General features: G+C 72.2%; 10 protein-coding genes. 6 read left to right on the top strand and 4 right to left on the bottom strand.

Annotation, left to right across the window (positions count from 1 at the left end; all coding sequences use genetic code 11):
- The first annotated feature begins 92 nt into the window (after positions 1–92).
- Positions 93–578, top strand: coding sequence for an excalibur calcium-binding domain-containing protein (locus tag ACGFWE_RS12390; RefSeq protein WP_393599702.1), 486 nt, complete (start codon positions 93–95; stop codon positions 576–578).
- A 177-nt stretch (positions 579–755) separates the two neighbouring features.
- Positions 756–1,151, top strand: a complete 396-nt coding sequence (locus ACGFWE_RS12395; RefSeq protein ID WP_393599704.1) for an excalibur calcium-binding domain-containing protein — start codon at positions 756–758, stop codon at positions 1,149–1,151.
- Between the two features lie 139 nt (positions 1,152–1,290).
- Here the strand turns inward: ACGFWE_RS12395 and ppdK are convergent, their stop codons facing one another.
- Together ppdK and ACGFWE_RS12405 are read right to left on the bottom strand one after the other, a co-directional pair.
- Positions 1,291–4,011, bottom strand: coding sequence for a pyruvate, phosphate dikinase (ppdK, locus tag ACGFWE_RS12400; RefSeq protein ID WP_393599706.1), 2,721 nt, complete (start codon positions 4,009–4,011; stop codon positions 1,291–1,293).
- A gap of 405 nt (positions 4,012–4,416) precedes the next feature.
- Positions 4,417–5,619: an ROK family protein gene (locus ACGFWE_RS12405; protein WP_393599708.1), complete on the bottom strand. Its 1,203-nt coding sequence runs from the start codon at positions 5,617–5,619 to the stop codon at positions 4,417–4,419.
- A 120-nt stretch (positions 5,620–5,739) separates the two neighbouring features.
- On the opposite strand from ACGFWE_RS12405, the gene ACGFWE_RS12410 reads away from it, so the two are divergent.
- The 3 genes from ACGFWE_RS12410 (at position 5,740) to ACGFWE_RS12420 (ending at position 11,033) form a co-directional block, all read left to right on the top strand.
- Positions 5,740–7,200, top strand: coding sequence for a hypothetical protein (locus ACGFWE_RS12410; RefSeq protein ID WP_393599710.1), 1,461 nt, complete (start codon positions 5,740–5,742; stop codon positions 7,198–7,200).
- Positions 7,197–9,134, top strand: a complete 1,938-nt coding sequence (locus tag ACGFWE_RS12415; RefSeq protein ID WP_352383716.1) for a glycogen debranching N-terminal domain-containing protein — start codon at positions 7,197–7,199, stop codon at positions 9,132–9,134. The genes ACGFWE_RS12410 and ACGFWE_RS12415 overlap by 4 nt, the downstream gene beginning before the upstream one ends.
- Before the next feature lie 168 nt (positions 9,135–9,302).
- Complete coding sequence (locus tag ACGFWE_RS12420; RefSeq protein ID WP_393599712.1) at positions 9,303–11,033, top strand: CDP-alcohol phosphatidyltransferase; 1,731 nt, start codon at positions 9,303–9,305, stop codon at positions 11,031–11,033.
- A gap of 239 nt (positions 11,034–11,272) precedes the next feature.
- Here ACGFWE_RS12420 and dusB read toward each other — a convergent pair whose 3' ends face one another.
- Positions 11,273–12,427, bottom strand: a complete 1,155-nt coding sequence (gene dusB / locus ACGFWE_RS12425; protein ID WP_393599713.1) for a tRNA dihydrouridine synthase DusB — start codon at positions 12,425–12,427, stop codon at positions 11,273–11,275.
- 96 nt (positions 12,428–12,523) lie between these two features.
- On the opposite strand from dusB, the gene ACGFWE_RS12430 reads away from it, so the two are divergent.
- Positions 12,524–13,969: an MFS transporter gene (locus ACGFWE_RS12430; RefSeq protein ID WP_393599714.1), complete on the top strand. Its 1,446-nt coding sequence runs from the start codon at positions 12,524–12,526 to the stop codon at positions 13,967–13,969.
- Between the two features lie 89 nt (positions 13,970–14,058).
- On the opposite strand, the gene ACGFWE_RS12435 is transcribed toward ACGFWE_RS12430, so the two are convergent.
- Positions 14,059–18,381 (bottom strand): HAD-IC family P-type ATPase, encoded by a 4,323-nt coding sequence (locus ACGFWE_RS12435; RefSeq protein ID WP_393599716.1) that lies wholly within the window; start codon positions 18,379–18,381, stop codon positions 14,059–14,061.

Raw genomic sequence — 18,381 nt, forward strand, 5'->3', positions numbered from 1 at the left:
CATGTAATGGTCACGGAATGAACACTTCATCTCCACAAACGCCACACCAGGAATACGGTCATCCCCTCACGTAACGCCTCCAGGGGGACGACATGGCCAACCCGTACAACACCCAGCCCGCACCGCAGTGGCAGCCGGCGCCTCCGTCCGTTTCCCGGCCCGCCCCCAAGTGGGCCCGCAAGCGGTACGTCCTGCCCGCCCTCGCGCTCGCCCTCTTCCTCGGCGTCGGCATAGGCAGCGGCGGCGGCGACCAGAACAAGACGGCGACCGACGCGAAGCCCGCCGCCGCCAAACCGCAGCCGACGGTGACCGTGACGACGACCGCAACGGCCACGGCGACCCCCGAGCCGGAACCGGCGCCGACCGTGACCGCCACCAAGACGGTCAAGGTCACCCGGACGGTCACGGCACAGGCCGAGGCGGACCCCGGCTCCGGGTCCGACCAGGGCTCGGACAGCGTCTCCTACGCCAACTGCTCCGAGGCCCGCGCCGCCGGCGCCGCCCCCATCCACCGCGGTGAGCCGGGGTACGCCTCCCACCTGGACCGGGACAACGACGGGGTGGCCTGCGACAGCTGAACCATGGGCGACGGTCCTGCGGAGAGTTACCTTCCGGTCACGTCACGTTCGCATCACGGGTTTCTCATGTCGCCGACACGGCATCCGCTCCTCACTAGGTTCGTCACCTCATATCCGACTGATCGTCACTTCTTGATCATGTGCACGGATATCACCATGAACCCGGAAGGACCTGCTGTGAAACTGCTCCGCAAGCCCGGCGCCGTCGTCGTCGCCGCGCTGGCGCTGGCCGTGCTGCCGGGCGCCGCCTCGGCACACGGCGGTGACCACCCGTTCGAGAACTGCTCGGAGGCGTACGCCGCCGGCTACGCGAACATCCCGGAGGGCGACGAGCACTACGGCAGCCATCTCGACCGGGACGGCGACGGCATCGCCTGCGACCGGCCGCCCGCGGGCTTCAAGGCCCACGACGACAAGGCGGCCGCCGAGGACACCGGCAAGAAGGGCACGCACCTCGCCGAGACCGGCGGCGGGGGCGACACCACCGTGTACCTCGCCGCCGCGGGCTCGGCCGTCCTGCTCACCGGCGGTGCGCTGGTGTCGTCGGCCCGCAGGCGCCGCGCCACCCGCTGAGGCGCGGACACGGGAGAGGGGGGCACCCCCGCACAGGGCGCCCCCCTCTCTTCGTGATCCGGAACCGCCGCCCATCGGATGAGGGTCGGGGACGGGCGGCGGATCCGGGGTTCAGTGGCCGTCAGAAGCGGCCGGCGGCCTACCGGTGGTCGCTTCCGTTCGCCGTGATCGCCGCGCGTCCCGCCTCCAGGCGGGCGACCGGGATACGGAACGGCGAGCAGGAGACGTAGTCCAGACCCACCTCGTGGAAGAAGTGGACCGACTCCGGGTCACCGCCGTGCTCACCGCAGACGCCGAGCTTGAGGTCGGGGCGGGTCTTGCGGCCCGCCTCGGCGGCCAGCTTGACCAGGGAACCGACGCCGTCCTTGTCGATCGTCTCGAAGGGGCTGACGCCGAAGATGCCCTTCTCCAGGTACGCCGTGAAGAAGCTCGCCTCCACGTCGTCCCGGCTGAAGCCCCACACCGTCTGAGTGAGGTCGTTCGTGCCGAAGGAGAAGAACTCCGCCGCCTCCGCGATCTGACCGGCGGTCAGGGCGGCGCGCGGGAGCTCGATCATCGTCCCGATCGACAGCTTCAGCTCCACACCCGTCGCCGCCTCGACCTCCGCGACGACCTGGTCGGCCTCCTCGCGGACGATCTCCAGCTCCTGGACCGTCCCCACCAGCGGGATCATGATCTCCGCGCGCGGGTCCCCCTTGGCGTTCTTGCGTTCGGCCGCCGCCTCCGCGATCGCCCGGACCTGCATGGTGAACAGGCCGGGGATGACCAGGCCGAGGCGTACGCCGCGCAGGCCCAGCATCGGGTTCTGCTCGTGCAGGCGGTGCACCGCCTGGAGCAGGCGCAGTTCGTTCTCGTGCGGCTCCTGACGGGACTCCGCCAGGGCCACGCGGACCGACAGCTCGGTGATGTCCGGGAGGAACTCGTGCAGCGGCGGGTCGAGGAGCCGTACCGTCACCGGCAGCCCGTCCATCGCCGAGAACAGCTCGACGAAGTCCTGCTTCTGCAGCGGGAGCAGCGCCTTCAGCGACTCCTCGCGCTCGGCCTCCGTGTCGGCCAGGATGAGGCGCTCGACCAGCTCGCGGCGGTCTCCGAGGAACATGTGCTCGGTACGGCAGAGCCCGATGCCCTGCGCTCCGAAGCGACGGGCGCGCATCGCGTCCTCGGCGTTGTCCGCGTTGGCCCGGACCCTGAGGCGGCGCTTGCGGTCCGCGAACGCCATGATCCGGTGGACCGCCTCCACCAGCTCGTCGGCGTCGTTGGCACCGGCGTGCATACGGCCCTCGAAGTACTCCACGACGGGAGAGGGCACGACCGGGACCTCACCGAGGTACACCTTGCCGCTGGAGCCGTCGATGGAGATGAGGTCGCCCTCCTCCACCACGTGTCCGCCCGGCACGGTCATCCGGCGCCGCTTGGTGTCGACCTCCAGCTCCTCGGCGCCGCAGACACAGGTCTTGCCCATGCCGCGCGCGACGACGGCCGCGTGGGAGGTCTTGCCGCCGCGGGAGGTCAGGATGCCCTCGGCCGCGATCATGCCGTCCAGGTCGTCGGGGTTGGTCTCCCGGCGGACCAGGATGACCTTCTCGCCCGAACGCGACCACTTGACGGCGGTGTACGAGTCGAAGACCGCCTTGCCGACGGCCGCGCCCGGCGAGGCCGCGATGCCCCGGCCGACCTGCGCGACCTTGGTGTTCTCGTCGAAGCGCGGGAACATCAGCTGGGCGAGCTGGGCGCCGGTGACCCGCTGGAGCGCCTCGGCCTCGTCGATCAAGCCCTGGTCCACCAGCTGGGTGGCGATCCGGAAGGCGGCGCCCGCCGTGCGCTTGCCGACCCGGGTCTGGAGCATCCACAGCTGACCGCGCTCGATGGTGAACTCGATGTCGCACAGGTCCTTGTAGTGGTTCTCCAGCGTCGCCATGATCTGCATCAGCTGGTCGTACGACTTCTTGTCGATCTGCTCCAGCTCCGCGAGCGGGACGGTGTTGCGGATGCCGGCGACCACGTCCTCGCCCTGGGCGTTCTGGAGGTAGTCGCCGTAGACGCCCTGGTGGCCGGAGGCGGGGTCGCGGGTGAAGGCGACACCGGTGCCGGAGTCCGGGCCGAGGTTGCCGAAGACCATCGAGCAGACGTTCACGGCCGTGCCCAGGTCGTGCGGGATGCGCTCCTGACGGCGGTAGAGCTTGGCGCGGTCGGTGTTCCAGGAGTCGAAGACCGCGTGGATGGCGAGGTCCATCTGCTCGCGCGGGTCCTGCGGGAAGTCCCGGCCCGCCTCCTTCTTGACGATCTTCTTGAAGGCGGTGACCAGCTTCTTGAGGTCGGCGGCCTCCAGGTCGGTGTCGACCGTGACCTTCTTGGCCTCCTTGGCCTTCTCGAGGGCCTCCTCGAAGAGGTCGCCGTCGACGCCGAGGACGGTCTTGCCGAACATCTGGATGAGGCGCCGGTAGGAGTCCCAGGCGAAGCGGTCGTCGCCGGACTGCTGGGCGAGACCCTGGACCGACTTGTCGGAGAGCCCGATGTTGAGGACCGTGTCCATCATTCCCGGCATGGAGAACTTCGCGCCCGAGCGGACCGAGACGAGCAGGGGGTCGTCGGGCTGGCCGAGCTTCTTGCCCATGCGCTGCTCCAGCGCGTCGAGGTGCGCACTCACCTCGTCACGCAGTGCCGCCGGCTCCTCGCCGCTGTCGAGGTAGACCTTGCAGGCTTCGGTCGTGATGGTGAAGCCGGGGGGAACAGGGAGTCCCAGGTTGGTCATCTCGGCGAGGTTCGCGCCCTTGCCACCCAGGAGGTCCTTGAGGTCCTTGTTTCCCTCGGTGAAGTCGTAAACGAACTTCGCTACGTGGGGTTCTTTGTTTTCCGACACGGGTCCGACTCCCTCGAGGACGCGGTGGCTGCCCTGACGGCGAGGAACATACCCAGATCGAAGGCTTCTGGGTACGTCTGCTCGGGCGTCATACGCCCGTAACCAGTCGTCTGCCAGCGGATCGAAAGTCAAAGCTTGGCAAGCGACGGAGCTCCAGTGTTTTCACTTCTTGAACGCACCGACCCTCACAACCCCCTTGAGGCGCTCACCTGAGCGAGTATTCGCACGCTTGATTTCGATCGATGAACGATCAAGGGGTGGCACTCAGTGCCACCCCTTGGAGAAGTGCAGTCGCTCATGATCCGCTCATCCGAGCGCGATCCTTCTCAAGGGTGGCGAGAATCACGCTGCCACAGGCGCGCGGATTTCACCATGCGGACGGCTCTGCGGACAGCAACACGGACGTCATACGCCCAGGGCCAGCAACCGCTCCTCGACCCGCTCGGGTGCGTACAGATGCTCCACGACCAGGGCGCCCGCCCCCACCAGCCCGGCCCGCTCCCCGAGCCGTGAGGTGACGACCTCGAGGCGGGCGGTGGAGCGCGGCAGCGCCCGCTGGTACAGCAGCTCCCGGACCCCCGTGAGGAAGGGGGTTCCGGCCAGGTCCCCGGCGATCATCAGAACCCCGGGGTTCAGCAGGGTCACGACCGTCGCCAGGACGTCGCCGACCTGCCGCCCCGCCTCGCGCGCGAGCGCCGCAGCCTCGGGATGCCCGGACGCCAGCAGGTCCCGCACATCCGATCCGGAGGCCGCCGGCACCCCGGCCGCCGCCAGCCGGCGGGCCACGGCACCGCCGCTCGCGACGGCGGCGAGGCAGCCGTAGGACCCGCACCGGCACAGCGCCTCCGCGCCCGCCGGCACCCGGATGTGGCCCAGGTCGCCGGCGCCGCCGTCGATGCCCCGGTAGAGCGAGCCGTCGACCACGACTCCGGCGCCGATGCCGGTCGAGACCTTGACCAGCACGAACCCCGAGCAGTCCGGATACGCCGTGCGCTGTTCGCCGTAGGCCATGAGGTTGGCGTCGTTGTCGACGAGCACGGGGAGGGGGCCGGCCCCGGTGTGCTCGCTGAAGGCTCCGGCCAGGCGGCCTCTTATGTCGTAGCCGTCCCAGCCGGGCATGATCGGCGGCTGGACCACCCGGCCGCTCTCCCTGTCGACGGGGCCCGGCACGGCGAGCCCGATCCCGCAGACCTCCTCGGCCCGGTGCCCCGCCTTCTCCACCAGCTCGGCGAACCAGCGGCCCAGCTCGCCGAGCACGGCGTCCGGGCCGTCCTCGATGGCCAGGGTGCCGCTGTGCTCGGCGAATATCTCGCCGGTCAGGGACAGCACGGCCGCGCGGGCGTGCCGGGTCTCCAGGTCGGCGGCGAGGACGACCGCGTGGGCGTCGTCGAACTCCAGCGTGATGGAGGGGCGGCCGCCCAGCGGGGAGTCCACCGGGCCCCCGGCGCCCTCGCGCAGCCAGCCCGCGCGGAAGAGCCGGTCCAGGCGCTGGCCGACGGTCGCCCGGGACAGTCCGGTGGCCTGCTGGAGCGCTCCGCGCGTGACGGCTCGCCCGCTGCGGACCAGTTCGAGCAGATCTCCGGCACCGGTCTGACTCCGTCCGGTCATGCGCACCCCCTTGTGTTTCTCAACTCTGCATTACATTCTGGGTTTTGCGTGTTAAATAGACGTAACCCTACGGTAGCCCTGACCGAACCGGTCAGCCATACGTCTTTCGGGGAGCCCCGAGTGGATCGCACTGCCCAGCTCATCACCCGTTCCGCGGAACGCTCGATCGCATACGATCCGCCGGGTTCGTCACATCCGCTGCACGTCGGGGCGGCGAGGGTGCTGAACGGCAACTGGACCGGCGCCTCCACGGTCCCCTCGCGCGGTCTGTACCCGCACCAGTGGTCCTGGGACTCCGGGTTCATCGCGATCGGCCTGCGCCACCTCTCGCCGCTGCGGGCGCAGACCGAGCTGGAGACCCTGCTGGCGGCCCAGTGGGGCGACGGACGGATCCCGCACATCGTCTTCAACCCCTCCGTCCCGCTCGACGCGTACTTCCCGAGCCCCGACTTCTGGCGCTCCTCGAGCGCGGGGCACACCGCGGGCGCCCCGCGCACCGTACAGACGTCCGGCATCGTGCAGCCACCGGTGCACGCCCTGGCCGCGTGGCTGGTGCACCGCGCCGACCCCGGACTGTCCCGGGCGCGCGGCTTCCTCGCCCGGGTGTACCCGCGCCTGGCCGCCTGGCACCGCTATCTCCTGCACCGCCGGGACCTGGGCGGAGGGGGCCTCGCGTCCGTCGTGCACCCCTGGGAACAGGGTATGGACAACAGCCCGGCCTGGGACCTCCCGCTCTCCCGCGTCACACCGGCCCCGGCCCGCTCCTTCCGCCGCGCCGACCTGGACCACGGGGCCGCAGAGGACCGGCCCACGGACCTGGACTACGGACGGTACGTGCGGCTGGCGACGGACTACCGGGACGCCGGATACGCCGACGGCGGCGGCAAGTTCGCCGTCGAGGACCCCGCGTTCAACGCCCTGCTCATCGCCTCCGAGCACGCCCTCGCCCGGATCGCCGCCGAACTGGGCGCCCCCGGCACGGCCCGGCACGCGCGCGCGGAGCGGCTCACGGCGGCGCTGGTCGAGCGGCTGTGGGACCCGGCGAGCGGGATGTTCCTGTGCCGGGACCTGCGGGCGCCCGCCGCGGACGGGCGTGGCGCCCTGATCCCCGAGCGCACGGTCTCCGGCCTGATCCCGCTCCTGCTCCCCGACCTCCCGCGGGACCTCGTCGCGATGCTCGTGGGGACGGTCTGCGGCCCCCACTTCGGGCTGGGCACCAGCACCCGCCTGCTCCCCAGCTACGACCTCCTCGGCGAGGCCTTCGACCCGCACCGCTACTGGCGCGGCCCGGCCTGGTTCAACACCGCCTGGCTGCTGGAGCGAGGGCTGCGCACCCACGGCAGGCGCCGACAGGCCGACACGCTGCGGGAGTCGGTCCTCGAACTCGCCGGGGCCACCGACTTCGCGGAGTACGTCGACCCGTACACCGGCGAGGCCTGCGGGGCGACCGGCTTCAGCTGGACCGCCGCGCTCGCGCTCGACCTGCTGCACAGCGACACCGCGGTCACGCTCGGCACCACGGTCACGGCGGACATGGAACTCAAGGGACTCAAGGGACTCAAGGGAGGGGACCGGCGATGACGGACCGGCATCATCTGCTTGTGCACGGTGGGACGTTCGCTGCCGTGGGTGACGGCGGGGACATCAGCGGTGTCCGGAACGGCAGCTCACCGGACGGGTTGTTCGTACGGGACGCCCGGCACCTGAGCCGCTGGCAGCTGACGGTCGACGGCGCGGTCCCGGAGGCTCTGTCGCCGGTCGCCGACGGGGACACCGCGCGCTGTGTCCTGGTCCCGCGGGGCGGCCGTCAGGAACCCCCCGCGTACACCCTGTTCCGCGAACAGGCGGTGGGGGACGGCTCGTTCGTCGAGTGTCTCCGGGTCACCAGCAACCGCCCGGTCCCGACGACGGTCCGGCTCGCGGTCACCGCGGACGCCGACTTCGCCGACCAGTTCGAACTCCGCTCCGACCACCGCACCTACCCGAAGACCGGCGCGACCCGTTTCCGCGAAGTCCGCGAGGACGGCGTGGAGTTCAGCTACCAGCGCCGCGAATGGCGGTCCTCCACGACGGTGACGGCCGAGCCCGTCCCGGACGGTGTCGAGGAGACCGGCACCGGGGCCAGGCGTCTGGTCTGGACGCTGGACCTGGAGCCGCACGGCACGGCCGAGCTGACCCTGCGCGTGATGGCCCGCCCGCACGGCGACCGGCGGGCCCGCCGGGTGCCGAGTTCCCCCGCCGCCCTGAACCGCGAACTCCTCGCGATGGAGGGCGAGTTCGTGGAGGGCGTCGCCTTCCCGACCGGCTGGCCGGAGCTGGCGGCCGCCTGTGCCCGCGGTCTCGCGGACCTCGCCTCGCTCCAGGTCCCGGCGACCGGCCCGGACGGTGAGGAACTGCGGGTCCCGGCCGCCGGAGCCCCCTGGTTCCTCACCCTCCTCGGCCGTGACGCCCTTCTCACCGCGCTCTTCGCCCTGCCCTACCGCCCCCAGCTCGCCGCCGCGACCCTCCCCGCGCTCGCCGCGACCCAGGCCACCGAGACCGGCGCGGCCTCCGTGGCCCAGCCCGGCAAGATCGTGCACGAGGTACGGCACGGGGAGCTCGCGCACTTCGAGCAGGTGCCGTACGGCCGCTACTACGGCTCGGTCGACGCCACTCCCCTGTTCCTCGTCCTGCTCGGCGCGTACGTGGAGCACACCGGGGACGTCGCGCTCGCCCGGCGCCTGGAGCCGCACGCTCGCGCCGCGATCGGCTGGATGCTCGACCACGGCGGCCTCACCTCGCGCGGTTACCTCGTCTACCGCTCCGACCAGGGCGGCCTCGCCAACCAGAACTGGAAGGACTCCCCCGGCGCGATCTGCGGCGCCGACGGAACACGGGCGAGCGGGCCGGTGATGGCGGCGGGCGCCCAGGGCTACGCGTACGACGCGCTGCGCCGGACCGCGTCGGTCGCGCGCACGGTGTGGGGCGACGAGACGTACGCGGCGCTCCTCGAACAGGCCGCGGCGGATCTGCGGGACCGGTTCCAGCGGGACTTCTGGATGCCGGACCGCTCGTTCCCGGCGCTCGCCCTGGACGGGGAGGGCCGGCAGGTCGACGCGCTGGCCTCCGACGCCGGGCATCTGCTGTGGTCGGGCCTGCTCGACAAGGAGTACGGCGAGCTGGTGGGGCGGCGGCTGCTGGCCCCGGACTTCTTCTCCGGGTGGGGGGTGCGGACACTGGCGGCCGGACAGGCGGCGTACCACCCGTTGTCGTACCACCGGGGATCGGTGTGGCCGCACGACAACGCGCTGATCACGCTGGGGCTCGCCCGCTACGGCCTGCACGACGAGGCGCGGGCGGTGGCGCACGGGCTGGTGGACGCGGCGACGGCGACCGGCCACCGCTTGCCGGAGGTGCTGGCGGGGTACGGACGGGACACCCACGGCGAGCCGGTGCCGTACCCGCACGCGTGCGTGCGGGAGTCCCGGTCCGCCGCGGCCCCGCTGGCCCTGCTGACGGCGGTGGGGGGCGCGTGAGCGAGGGGATGGGCCGAGGGCCGGCATCTGACCGTTGACCAAGCGTTGGCCCGGAGTTTGCCCTGACCGGTGAACTCCGGACCTGACCCCTCCGTACCGGACTGTGGCGGATCCGAGACCCCATATCGGATCCGCCTTCTCCCAGGAGCCGTACGGAAGGACCCTCGGGTGTCCGAGACCCTTGCAGAGAGCACGTCACCCGAGGCCGAGGCGACGGGTACGGACGGTCCGCCGGCCGGGAAGCCGTCCTGGCGGGCCGCGCACCCCACCGCCGTACGCAACATCCGCTGGGCCCTCAACATCCTCGCCGCCCTTCTCGTCCTCGGAGCCCTGCTCCTGCCGAACAAGCTCACCCATCTGCACCTGCGGGAGTTCGCGCGGATTCCGGCGGAGGCGATCCTCGGGGCGGCCGTGGCGCTCGCGCTGCCGCGTCGGCCTCGCCTGGTGGTGGCCGTGGTGTCCGGTGCGGCGCTCGGCGTGATGACGATCCTGAACCTGCTCGACATGGGGTTCAACGACTACCTCGGGCGGCCCTTCAATCCCGTCCTCGACTGGGAGCTGCTCGACGACGCGCAGTCGTACGTCGCGGACTCGATGGGCCGGGCCGTGGCGGTCGGAGCCGTGATCGGCGTCATCGTCCTCGTGCTCCTGCTGCTGTCCCTCATGACGCTGGCGATGGTCAGACTGAGCGGCCTGCTGGTCCTGGACCGCCGGACCGCCACCCGCGGAACCCTCCTCGCCGCCACTGTCTGGGTCACCTGCTCCGCTCTCGGCCTCCAGATCGCCGGCGTCCCGCTGGCCTCCCAGCACACCGCCGCGCTCACCGCGCGCGAGGGCCAGCAGGTGCTGCAGACCGTGCGGGACGAGGCGGCCTTCGCGAAGGTGGCCAAGGTCGACGCCTTCGGGAACACGCCGGGCTCCCAGCTGGTGCCCGACCTGCGGGGCAAGGACATGATCTTCACCTTCATCGAGAGCTACGGCCGCAGCGCCGTCGAGGACCCGGCCATCGCGCCCGGCGTCGACAAGACCCTCGACACCAGCACCGCGGCCCTCGCGAAGGCCGGCTTCCACGCGAAGAGCGGCTGGCTGACCTCGGCGACGTACGGCGGCAGCAGCTGGCTCGGCCACTCGACGACCCTGTCCGGCCTCTGGATCGACAACCAGCAGCGCTACCGCACGGTCATGGCCAGCGACCACCTCAGCCTCACCAAGGCCTTCAAGAAGACCGGCGACTGGGACACGGTCGGGGTGATGCCGGGCGTCCAGAAGGGCTGGCCCGAGCAGAAGTACTACGACCTCGACAAGGTCTACAACGCCTTCCAACTCGGTTACAAGGGACCAAAGTTCAGCTGGTCGACGATGCCCGACCAGTACGCCCTGGAGGCCTACCAGCGCCAGGTCCACGGCAAGAAGCGCGACAAGCCGCTCATGTCCGAGATCATCCTGACCTCCAGCCACCAGCCATGGGCACCCATCCCGAAGATGGTCGACTGGAACGACCTGGGCGACGGCTCGGTCTTCAAGGCCATCCAGAAGGCGGGCAACAAAGCCTCCGACATCATCGCCGACCCCACCCGCTCCAAGCAGGAGTACGGCAAGTCCATCTCGTACTCGGTCACTGCACTGACCCAGTGGCTGGAGCGCTACGGCAGCGACGACACGGTCCTCGTCTTCCTCGGCGACCACCAGCCGATCGCCCGGGTCAGCGGTGAGAACGCCAGCCGTGACGTGCCGATCTCGATCGTCGCCAAGGACCCGAAGGTGCTCGACAGGATCGCGTCCTGGAACTGGACGGACGGCCTGAAGCCGGCCCACAACGCCCCGGTCTGGAAGATGAGCTCCTTCCGAGACCGCTTCCTGACGGCGTACGGCTCGACGCGGCATCCGTCGAAGGGGTGACGCGGGCTTGGCGGGGCACCTGTCGGGGTGCCGGGTCAGGTTGTCGGGCGGCTATCGGCCGGTGGGGGCTGGTCGCGCAGTTCCCCGCGCCCCTAAGGGGTTGCAGTCACCTGCGCCGGGACGGGGCCGGGGTGGGGGCGCTACCCCCCACCGGCGCCGCACGGGCCGCCGCAGGCGTTCAGGGGCGCGGGGAACTGCGCACAAACGCCCGCCCCCACCTAGCCGCAGCCGAAAGCCGCTCAGCCCCCCGACGTGTCCAGCTCCGCATCCTCGCCGACCCCCGCGCAGTCGTACGGGTCCTTCAGCCAACCGTCCGGCAGCACCACCCGGTTGTTGCCCGATGTACGGCCACGCGGCCCGTCGGCACCCGTCGGCCACGGCTGGTCGAGGTCCAGCTCGTCCAGGCCGGACCGCAGTTCCGACAGCAACGACGTGATCGCCAGCCGCTTGCGCATCTCACTGCCGACCGCGAAGCCCTTCAGATACCAGGCCACGTGCTTGCGGAAGTCGATGACACCGCGGGACTCGTCACCGATCCACTCGCCGAGGAGCGTGGCGTGGCGGACCATCACATCCGCCACCTCTCGCAGCGAAGGCCGCGCGATGTCCTCCGGACGCCCTTCGAACGCCGCCACGAGGTCCGCGAACAGCCACGGCCGCCCCAGACACCCCCGCCCCACGACGACCCCGTCGCAGCCGGTGGACGCCACCATCCGCAACGCGTCCGACGCCGACCAGATGTCCCCGTTGCCGAGGACGGGAATCTCCGGCACGTGTTCCTTCAGACGGGCGATCGCGTCCCAGTCGGCGGTGCCGCCGTAGTGCTGGGCGGCGGTACGGCCGTGCAGAGCGATCGCCGTCACGCCCTCCTCGACCGCGATCCGCCCCGCGTCCAGATACGTGAGGTGATCGTCGTCGATCCCCTTGCGCATCTTCATCGTGACCGGCAGGTCCCCCGCCCCGCTCACGGCCTCCCGCAGGATCGCCCGGAGCAGCGGTCGCTTGAAGGGGAGCGCGGATCCGCCGCCCTTGCGCGTCACCTTCGGCACCGGGCAGCCGAAGTTCAGGTCGATGTGGTCGGCGAGACCCTCCTCCGCGATCATGCGGACGGCCTTGCCTACGGTCGCGGGGTCGACGCCGTACAGCTGGATCGAGCGAGGCTTCTCGCTCTCGTCGAAGTGGATCAGCTGCATGGTCTTCTCGTTGCGCTCGACCAGCGCCCGGGTCGTGATCATCTCGCTGACGAACAACCCTTTGCCCCCGCTGAACTCCCGGCACAGGGTGCGGAAGGGAGCATTCGTGATCCCGGCCATCGGGGCCAGAACCACGGGCGGTTGGGCGGTGTGCGGGCCGATCCGCAGGGGCGTCTTCTCGGTGAGCGCGGTCGTGGACATTCCCCCATTGTCACGCACCGCGCGAACGCCTCGTACATCGATCATGTAGTGACCATTAGTTAGACGCACTATTGATACCGGCGTACGATGGAGCGCATGCCCGAGCTCAGTCCTCGCCGACGCATGCTGGTGCTCGCGATCTGCTGCATGAGCCTCCTGATCGTGAGCCTCGACACCACCGCCCTCAACGTCGCCCTGCCCGCCATGCAGCGCGGCCTGGACGCGAGCACGGCGGGCCTCCAGTGGACGATCGACGCGTACACGCTGGTCCTCGCCTCGCTGCTGATGCTGGCCGGCTCCACGGGAGACCGGATCGGCCGCAAGCGGGTCTTCATGGCCGGCCTGATCGTCTTCACGATCGGCTCCGCGCTGTGCTCGGCCGCGCCGAACCTGCAGGCGCTGGTCGCCTTCCGGATGGTGCAGGCGGTGGGCGGTTCGATGCTCAACCCGGTCGCGATGTCGATCATCACCAACACGTTCACGGACCCGCGCGAGCGGGCGCGGGCGATCGGCGTGTGGGGCGCCGTCGTCGGCATCTCCATGGCCGCGGGGCCGCTGGTCGGCGGGGTGCTCGTGGACTCGGTCGGCTGGCGCTCGATCTTCTGGGTCAACCTGCCGGTGGGGCTCGCGGCCCTGCTGCTCACCCTGCGGTACGTCCCCGAGTCCCGGGCGCCCAGGGCCCGCCGCCCCGACCCGGTCGGACAGCTCCTGGTGATCGCGCTGTTCGGCTCGCTGACGTACGCGATCATCGAGGCGCCGTCCTCGGGGTTCTCGTACGTCCTGCCCTTCGCCGTCGTCGCCGTCGTCGCGCTGGTGGGACTGCTCTGGTACGAGCCCCGGCGTGACGAGCCCCTCATCGACCTGCGGTTCTTCCGGTCCGCGCCGTTCAGCGGGGCCACCGTGATCGCGATCAGCGCGTTCGCGGGTCTCGGCGGGTTCCTGTTCCTGTCGACGCTGTACCTGCAGAACGTCCGCGGGCTGGACGCGCTGCACGCCGGCCTGTGGATGCTGCCGATGGCGGTGCCGATGTTCCTGTGCGCACCGCTGGCCGGGCGGCTGGTGGGGAGCCGGGGGCCGCGGCTGCCGTTGGTGGTCGCCGGGATCGCCATGACGGTGAGCGGGGTGCTCTTCGCGGCCTTCGACGCGGAGACGTCCGACCTGACGCTGTTCCTCGGGTACCTGTTGTTCGGCATCGGGTTCGGGTTCGTCAACGCGCCGATCACGAACACGGCGGTGTCGGGGATGCCGCGGGCCCAGGCGGGGGTTGCCGCCGCGGTCGCGTCCACGAGCCGTCAGCTGGGACAGACGCTGGGTGTCGCGGTGATCGGGGCGGTGCTGGCTGCCGGGGTGAGCTCCTCGTCGTACAAGGAGAAGTTCGTGTCCGCCGCGGTGCCGGGGTGGTGGATTCTGGCCGCGTGCGGCGTCGCGGTGTTGGTACTCGGGGCGGTGACTACTGGGCCGTGGGCCCGGCGTTCTGCTGAGCGGACGGCTGAGCGGCTGGAGTCGGTCGAGGTTCGCGAGGCGGCGGGGGTCAGCGCGTAGTTCTGCGGCGGCTAGCCGGTGGGGGCTTGTCGCGCCCGCGCGGCGGTAGCCGCACATCGACACAGCCCCGCGCCCCTACGTGGGTCGGCTCAACGCAGTCGATTCAGCACCGTTCGCTCCACAGCAGGTACAAACCTCTGACCCGCCAGCGCCAGCACGATCGCCGCCGCCACCCCCGCCCACGCCAGCGGCCCCAGCGGTGTGCAGCCGAACAGCTGGCTCACGCCCGGGATTTCCACTACGGCGAACAACGCCACCGCCGAGCCCAGGGACGTGAAGCGGACCAGGGGGCTCTCCCGGCGGTCCGCCAGTGTCTGGGCCAGCTGTGTGCCCACCACCGCGCACAGTGCCATCGTCGTCGAGCGGCGGGCCGTGCCCGGGGTGAAGCGGCCGATCAGCCAGGCCACGGTGGCGCCCAGGCAGGTGGTGATCGCGCGGTTGCGGATCTGGCGGGTCAGAGCGGCGCCCAGGATCGTGTCGACCGAGGGCTCGTCCTCCGTCGGCTTCTCCGTCGGCGTCACCGCCACGGCCATCGCCGGGAACAGGTCGGTGAAGAGGTTCACCAGGAGCATCTGGCGGGTGGACAGGGGCGCGGCACCCGACAGGAGGGTGCCGAGGATGCCGAAGCCCACCTCGCCCGCGTTGCCGCCGATCAGGATCGCGATGGCGTCGGCGACGCTGTGCCACAGGGCGCGGCCCTCGCGGACGGCCTCGATGAGGACGGTGAGGTCGTCGCCGGTCAGGACGAGGTCGGCAGCGTTGCGGGCGGCGGCCGAGCCGCGGGCGCTGATGCCGACGCCGATGTCGGCGGCGCGGATGGCGGCCGCGTCGTTGGCGCCGTCGCCGACCATGCCGACGACCCGGCCCGCGTCCCTGAGGGCCTCCACGACCTGGAGTTTCTGCTCGGGCGCGACCCGGGCCACGACATCGGCGTCGCGCAGCATCCGGGAGCGGGCCGAGCGGTCGGCGGCGGCCAGTTCGTCGCCGGTGACGACCGTGGCGTCCTCGGGCCAGCCGAGGTCGGTGGCGATGGCGTGGGCGGTCTGCGGGTGGTCGCCGGTCAGCACGACGGGCCGTACGCCGGCCTCGCGCAGCCCGCGTACGAGGGCCGGGGAGGTCTCCCGGGCGACGTCGGCGAGGGCGAGGAGACCCACGAACTCCAGGTCCTGCAAGGGCTCTTCGAGGACGGCCTTCTCGTCACCGTGACCGTCGCCGTCGCCGTCGCTGCCGAGGGGACGCCGGGCCACCGCCAGGACGCGCAGGCCGTCGGCCGCCAGGGAGTGGGCCAGGTCGGAGGCGTCGGCGGGCAGGTCGGCGCAGGCGGGCAGGACGGTCTCCGGGGCCCCCTTGAGCACCAGGACCGGGGAGCCGTCGCCCGGGTGTCCGACGGCGGCGGCGTAACCGCGGCCGGCCTCGAAGGGCAGGCCCTCCAGCTGGGTCCACTCCTCGTCGGGGGCGGCCGCGTCCAGGACGGCCTCGTCGGTGGCGTGGGCCGGGCGCTGCCCGGAGTCGCCGTCGAGCTGCGGACAGGCGCGGGCCGCGATCCGCAGCGGGCCGTCCGCGCCGGGCTCGTCGAGGCGGTGGACCGTGCCCTCCGCGTCGGCGACCCGGACCAGGCGCAGCCGGTTCTCGGTGAGCGTGCCGGTCTTGTCGAAGCAGATGGTGTCCATGCGGCCCAGGGCTTCCAGGGTGCGCGGGGCGCGGACCAGGACGCCGTGCGCGCTGAGCCTGCGGGCGGCCGCCAGCTGCGCGACCGTGGCCACCAGCGGCAGCCCTTCCGGTACGGCGGCCACCGCGACCGCGACCCCGCCGCTGACCGCCTGCCGCAGGGGCGTGCCGCGTACCAGGGCGAGCCCGGTGACCGCGGCGCCGCCCGCCATCGTCAACGGCATTGCCTTGCGGGTCAGTTCCTGGAGCCGGGCCTGGACTCCGGCGGCGGCCGGGGTGCGGGCGGCGAGCGTGACGGCGCGGGCGGCCTCGGTACGGTCGCCGGTGTCCACGACGACCGCGCGGGCGTTTCCGGCCACCACGGTCGTCCCCTCGAAGACCATGCAGTGCCGTTCGGCGACGGGGGCACGCGGACTCGGGTCGGTGCACTTGTCCACCGGGAGGGACTCGCCGGTCAGCGCGGACTCGTCGACCTCCAGGCCGTCCTCCCACAGCAGCCGGGCGTCGGCGGGCACGACGTCGTCCAGCGTGAGCTCGATGACGTCACCCGGGCTCAGCTTGGCGGCGTCGACGACACGCGGTTCCGCGTCCTCCTCCGCGACCCGGGCCTTCTGCTTCTGCTGGGCGAGCAGCCCGGACAGGGCCCGCTCGGCCCGCAGCCGCTGGAGTCCTCCGACGAGGGCGTTCAGGTCGAGGGCGCCGACCACCAGCAGGGCGTCCATCGCGGAGCCGAGAATCGCGGACGCGGCCGAGCCGACCGCCAGGACGGGGGTGAGCGGGTCGTCCAGCTCCCCGCGCACCGCCCGGGCGAGCTGCGCCGACCACCGGACGGGGGCCAGCACGGGCAGTCGTACGACGGTGTCGGCGGCGGTGCGGACCCGTTCGGTCGTCTGCTCGACGAGCGTCGGCTCCGGGGGTGCCTCCTGTTCGAGCCGGTCGCGTACGTCGTCCGGGTCCAGGGCGTGCCAGGCGACCCGGGGACGCGGGTGCGGGGGGCTCGCGCCGGCCACGCGGAGGGCGGCGCGGGTGCCGGTGAAGAGGGCGGCGGCCGCGGCGGCGTCGACGGGTGCGTGCCGGAGGCCGGGGAGTGGCGTACGGCGTCGGCCGCGGCCTGACTCGCCGACGGCGACGAGGAGTCCGGACAGGGCGGCACCCGAGCGGGCCAGGGTCTGGGAGCGGCGGCCGACCGCACGGGCCTCCGGTACGGCGGTCAACAGCCGCCAGACGTCGGGCAGTCCGTGCGGGGCGAGCACGTCCGCGCCCCAGGCGACCGCGCAGCCGCCGTCGGTGAGCGAGACCGCCACGTCACCGCGGAGGAGTCCGGCGACGACGTCGGCGTCCTGGGGGCGGGCGATCGTGAGAACACCACCGCCGTTCCCGTCACCTTCGTCTTCGCTGTCGTCGTCGCGGAGTTGGTCGACGATGTCCCGCAACGGCCGCCCGGCGTCCACGACTTGGTCGGCGAGACCGGTGAAGTCGGCCAGGGCGGGGTCGTCCACGACGACGACGCGGAGTCCGGCGCGCCGGGCCGCGTCCAGCACGGGTTCGGCCCAGGGGTCGGCGCCCGCGCCCGGGGTGCGCAGGGCGCTCGGGTGCAGCAGGACGGTGCCGACGGTCTCCAGCTGCCGCAGCCGGTCCGGGTCGCGCACCAGGACGCCGGAGCGGGACAGGGCTGTGCTCAGTACGGCGTGGAAGGCGGCGGGGCCATAGCGCGCGGCCTTGGGGGAGCCCGCGAGGACGGCTTCGGCGGCCTCGGTCACGTCGTGTTTGACGAGGAGCGCGGCGACGGCGCCCGCGATGCTGCCGGCGGCGGCGTTGCCCGCGTACTCCTGGGCGGGTGAGGGGCGCGGGGGCGGGCGCAGGGCGAGGTCGGCGGGCAGGCTGTCCCGGTCCGGGACGCACAGGTCGTCGTGGACGGCTTCGAAGGTGGCCGTCCGTACGACCGCCTCCGTCAGCTGGCAGGTGCGCAGGGTTCCGTCGAGCAGCAGGGAGGTGGGGCTCTGGCCGGCGCCGTGCACGGCAGCGTTCACGACGGCCAGCGTCACGTCCATGCGGGCGCTCCCGAGCCGTCCGCGCAGCCAGCCCCTGAAGCGGGGGTTCTCCCGCAGCAGGGTCGCGACCGCGGTCACCGGCCGCGGTGAGGCGGGCAGCCGCAGCGCGGACCCGGTGAACGCGGCGGCGACTCCGACGGCGTCGGCGGCGAGCGCGAGGGCGGCGGTGCGTATGGAGCCGGGGTCACCGGGGTGGGCGAGCTCCTCGACATCCTGGCCGTCCGCCACCAGGCCGTACCGCTCGGCGAGCGCCGAGACCCGCTCCGTGACCCGCTCGGTGGCCGCTTCCTCCACCGCGGTCACGACGAGCCGCCCGAGGCCCTGGTCCCAGTAGGCGAGAGCGACGTCGGGATGCTCGGCGAGCGCGACGGCGAGGCGGCGGGCGCGGTGTCCGGTGGCGTGTTCGGTGGCCGGTTCGGTGGCGGCACCCTGTGCTCCGTGTCCCGCGTCCGCCTCCGTGCGCAGTGGCACATGGACCCGTTGGCCCGCCCGCCAGTGCTGGGGCGCGCCGGGCAGGGCCGCTCGGGCGGCCCGCGTCGCGCGGGCCGCGAAGTCCGCGGTGCGTACGCCGGCCCGGGCCGTTCCGGCCACCGCCCCCGCGGCCACGCCGACCGCGGCGGGAGTGCCCCGGGCGAGCAGGCGGGGGCCGGCCAAAACGAGGCCCGCGGCGGCCGTCGTGAGTCCTCGGTTCAT

Origin of the sequence: Streptomyces sp. NPDC048523 (assembly GCF_043199815.1) — a bacterium.
GTDB lineage: Bacteria > Actinomycetota > Actinomycetes > Streptomycetales > Streptomycetaceae > Streptomyces.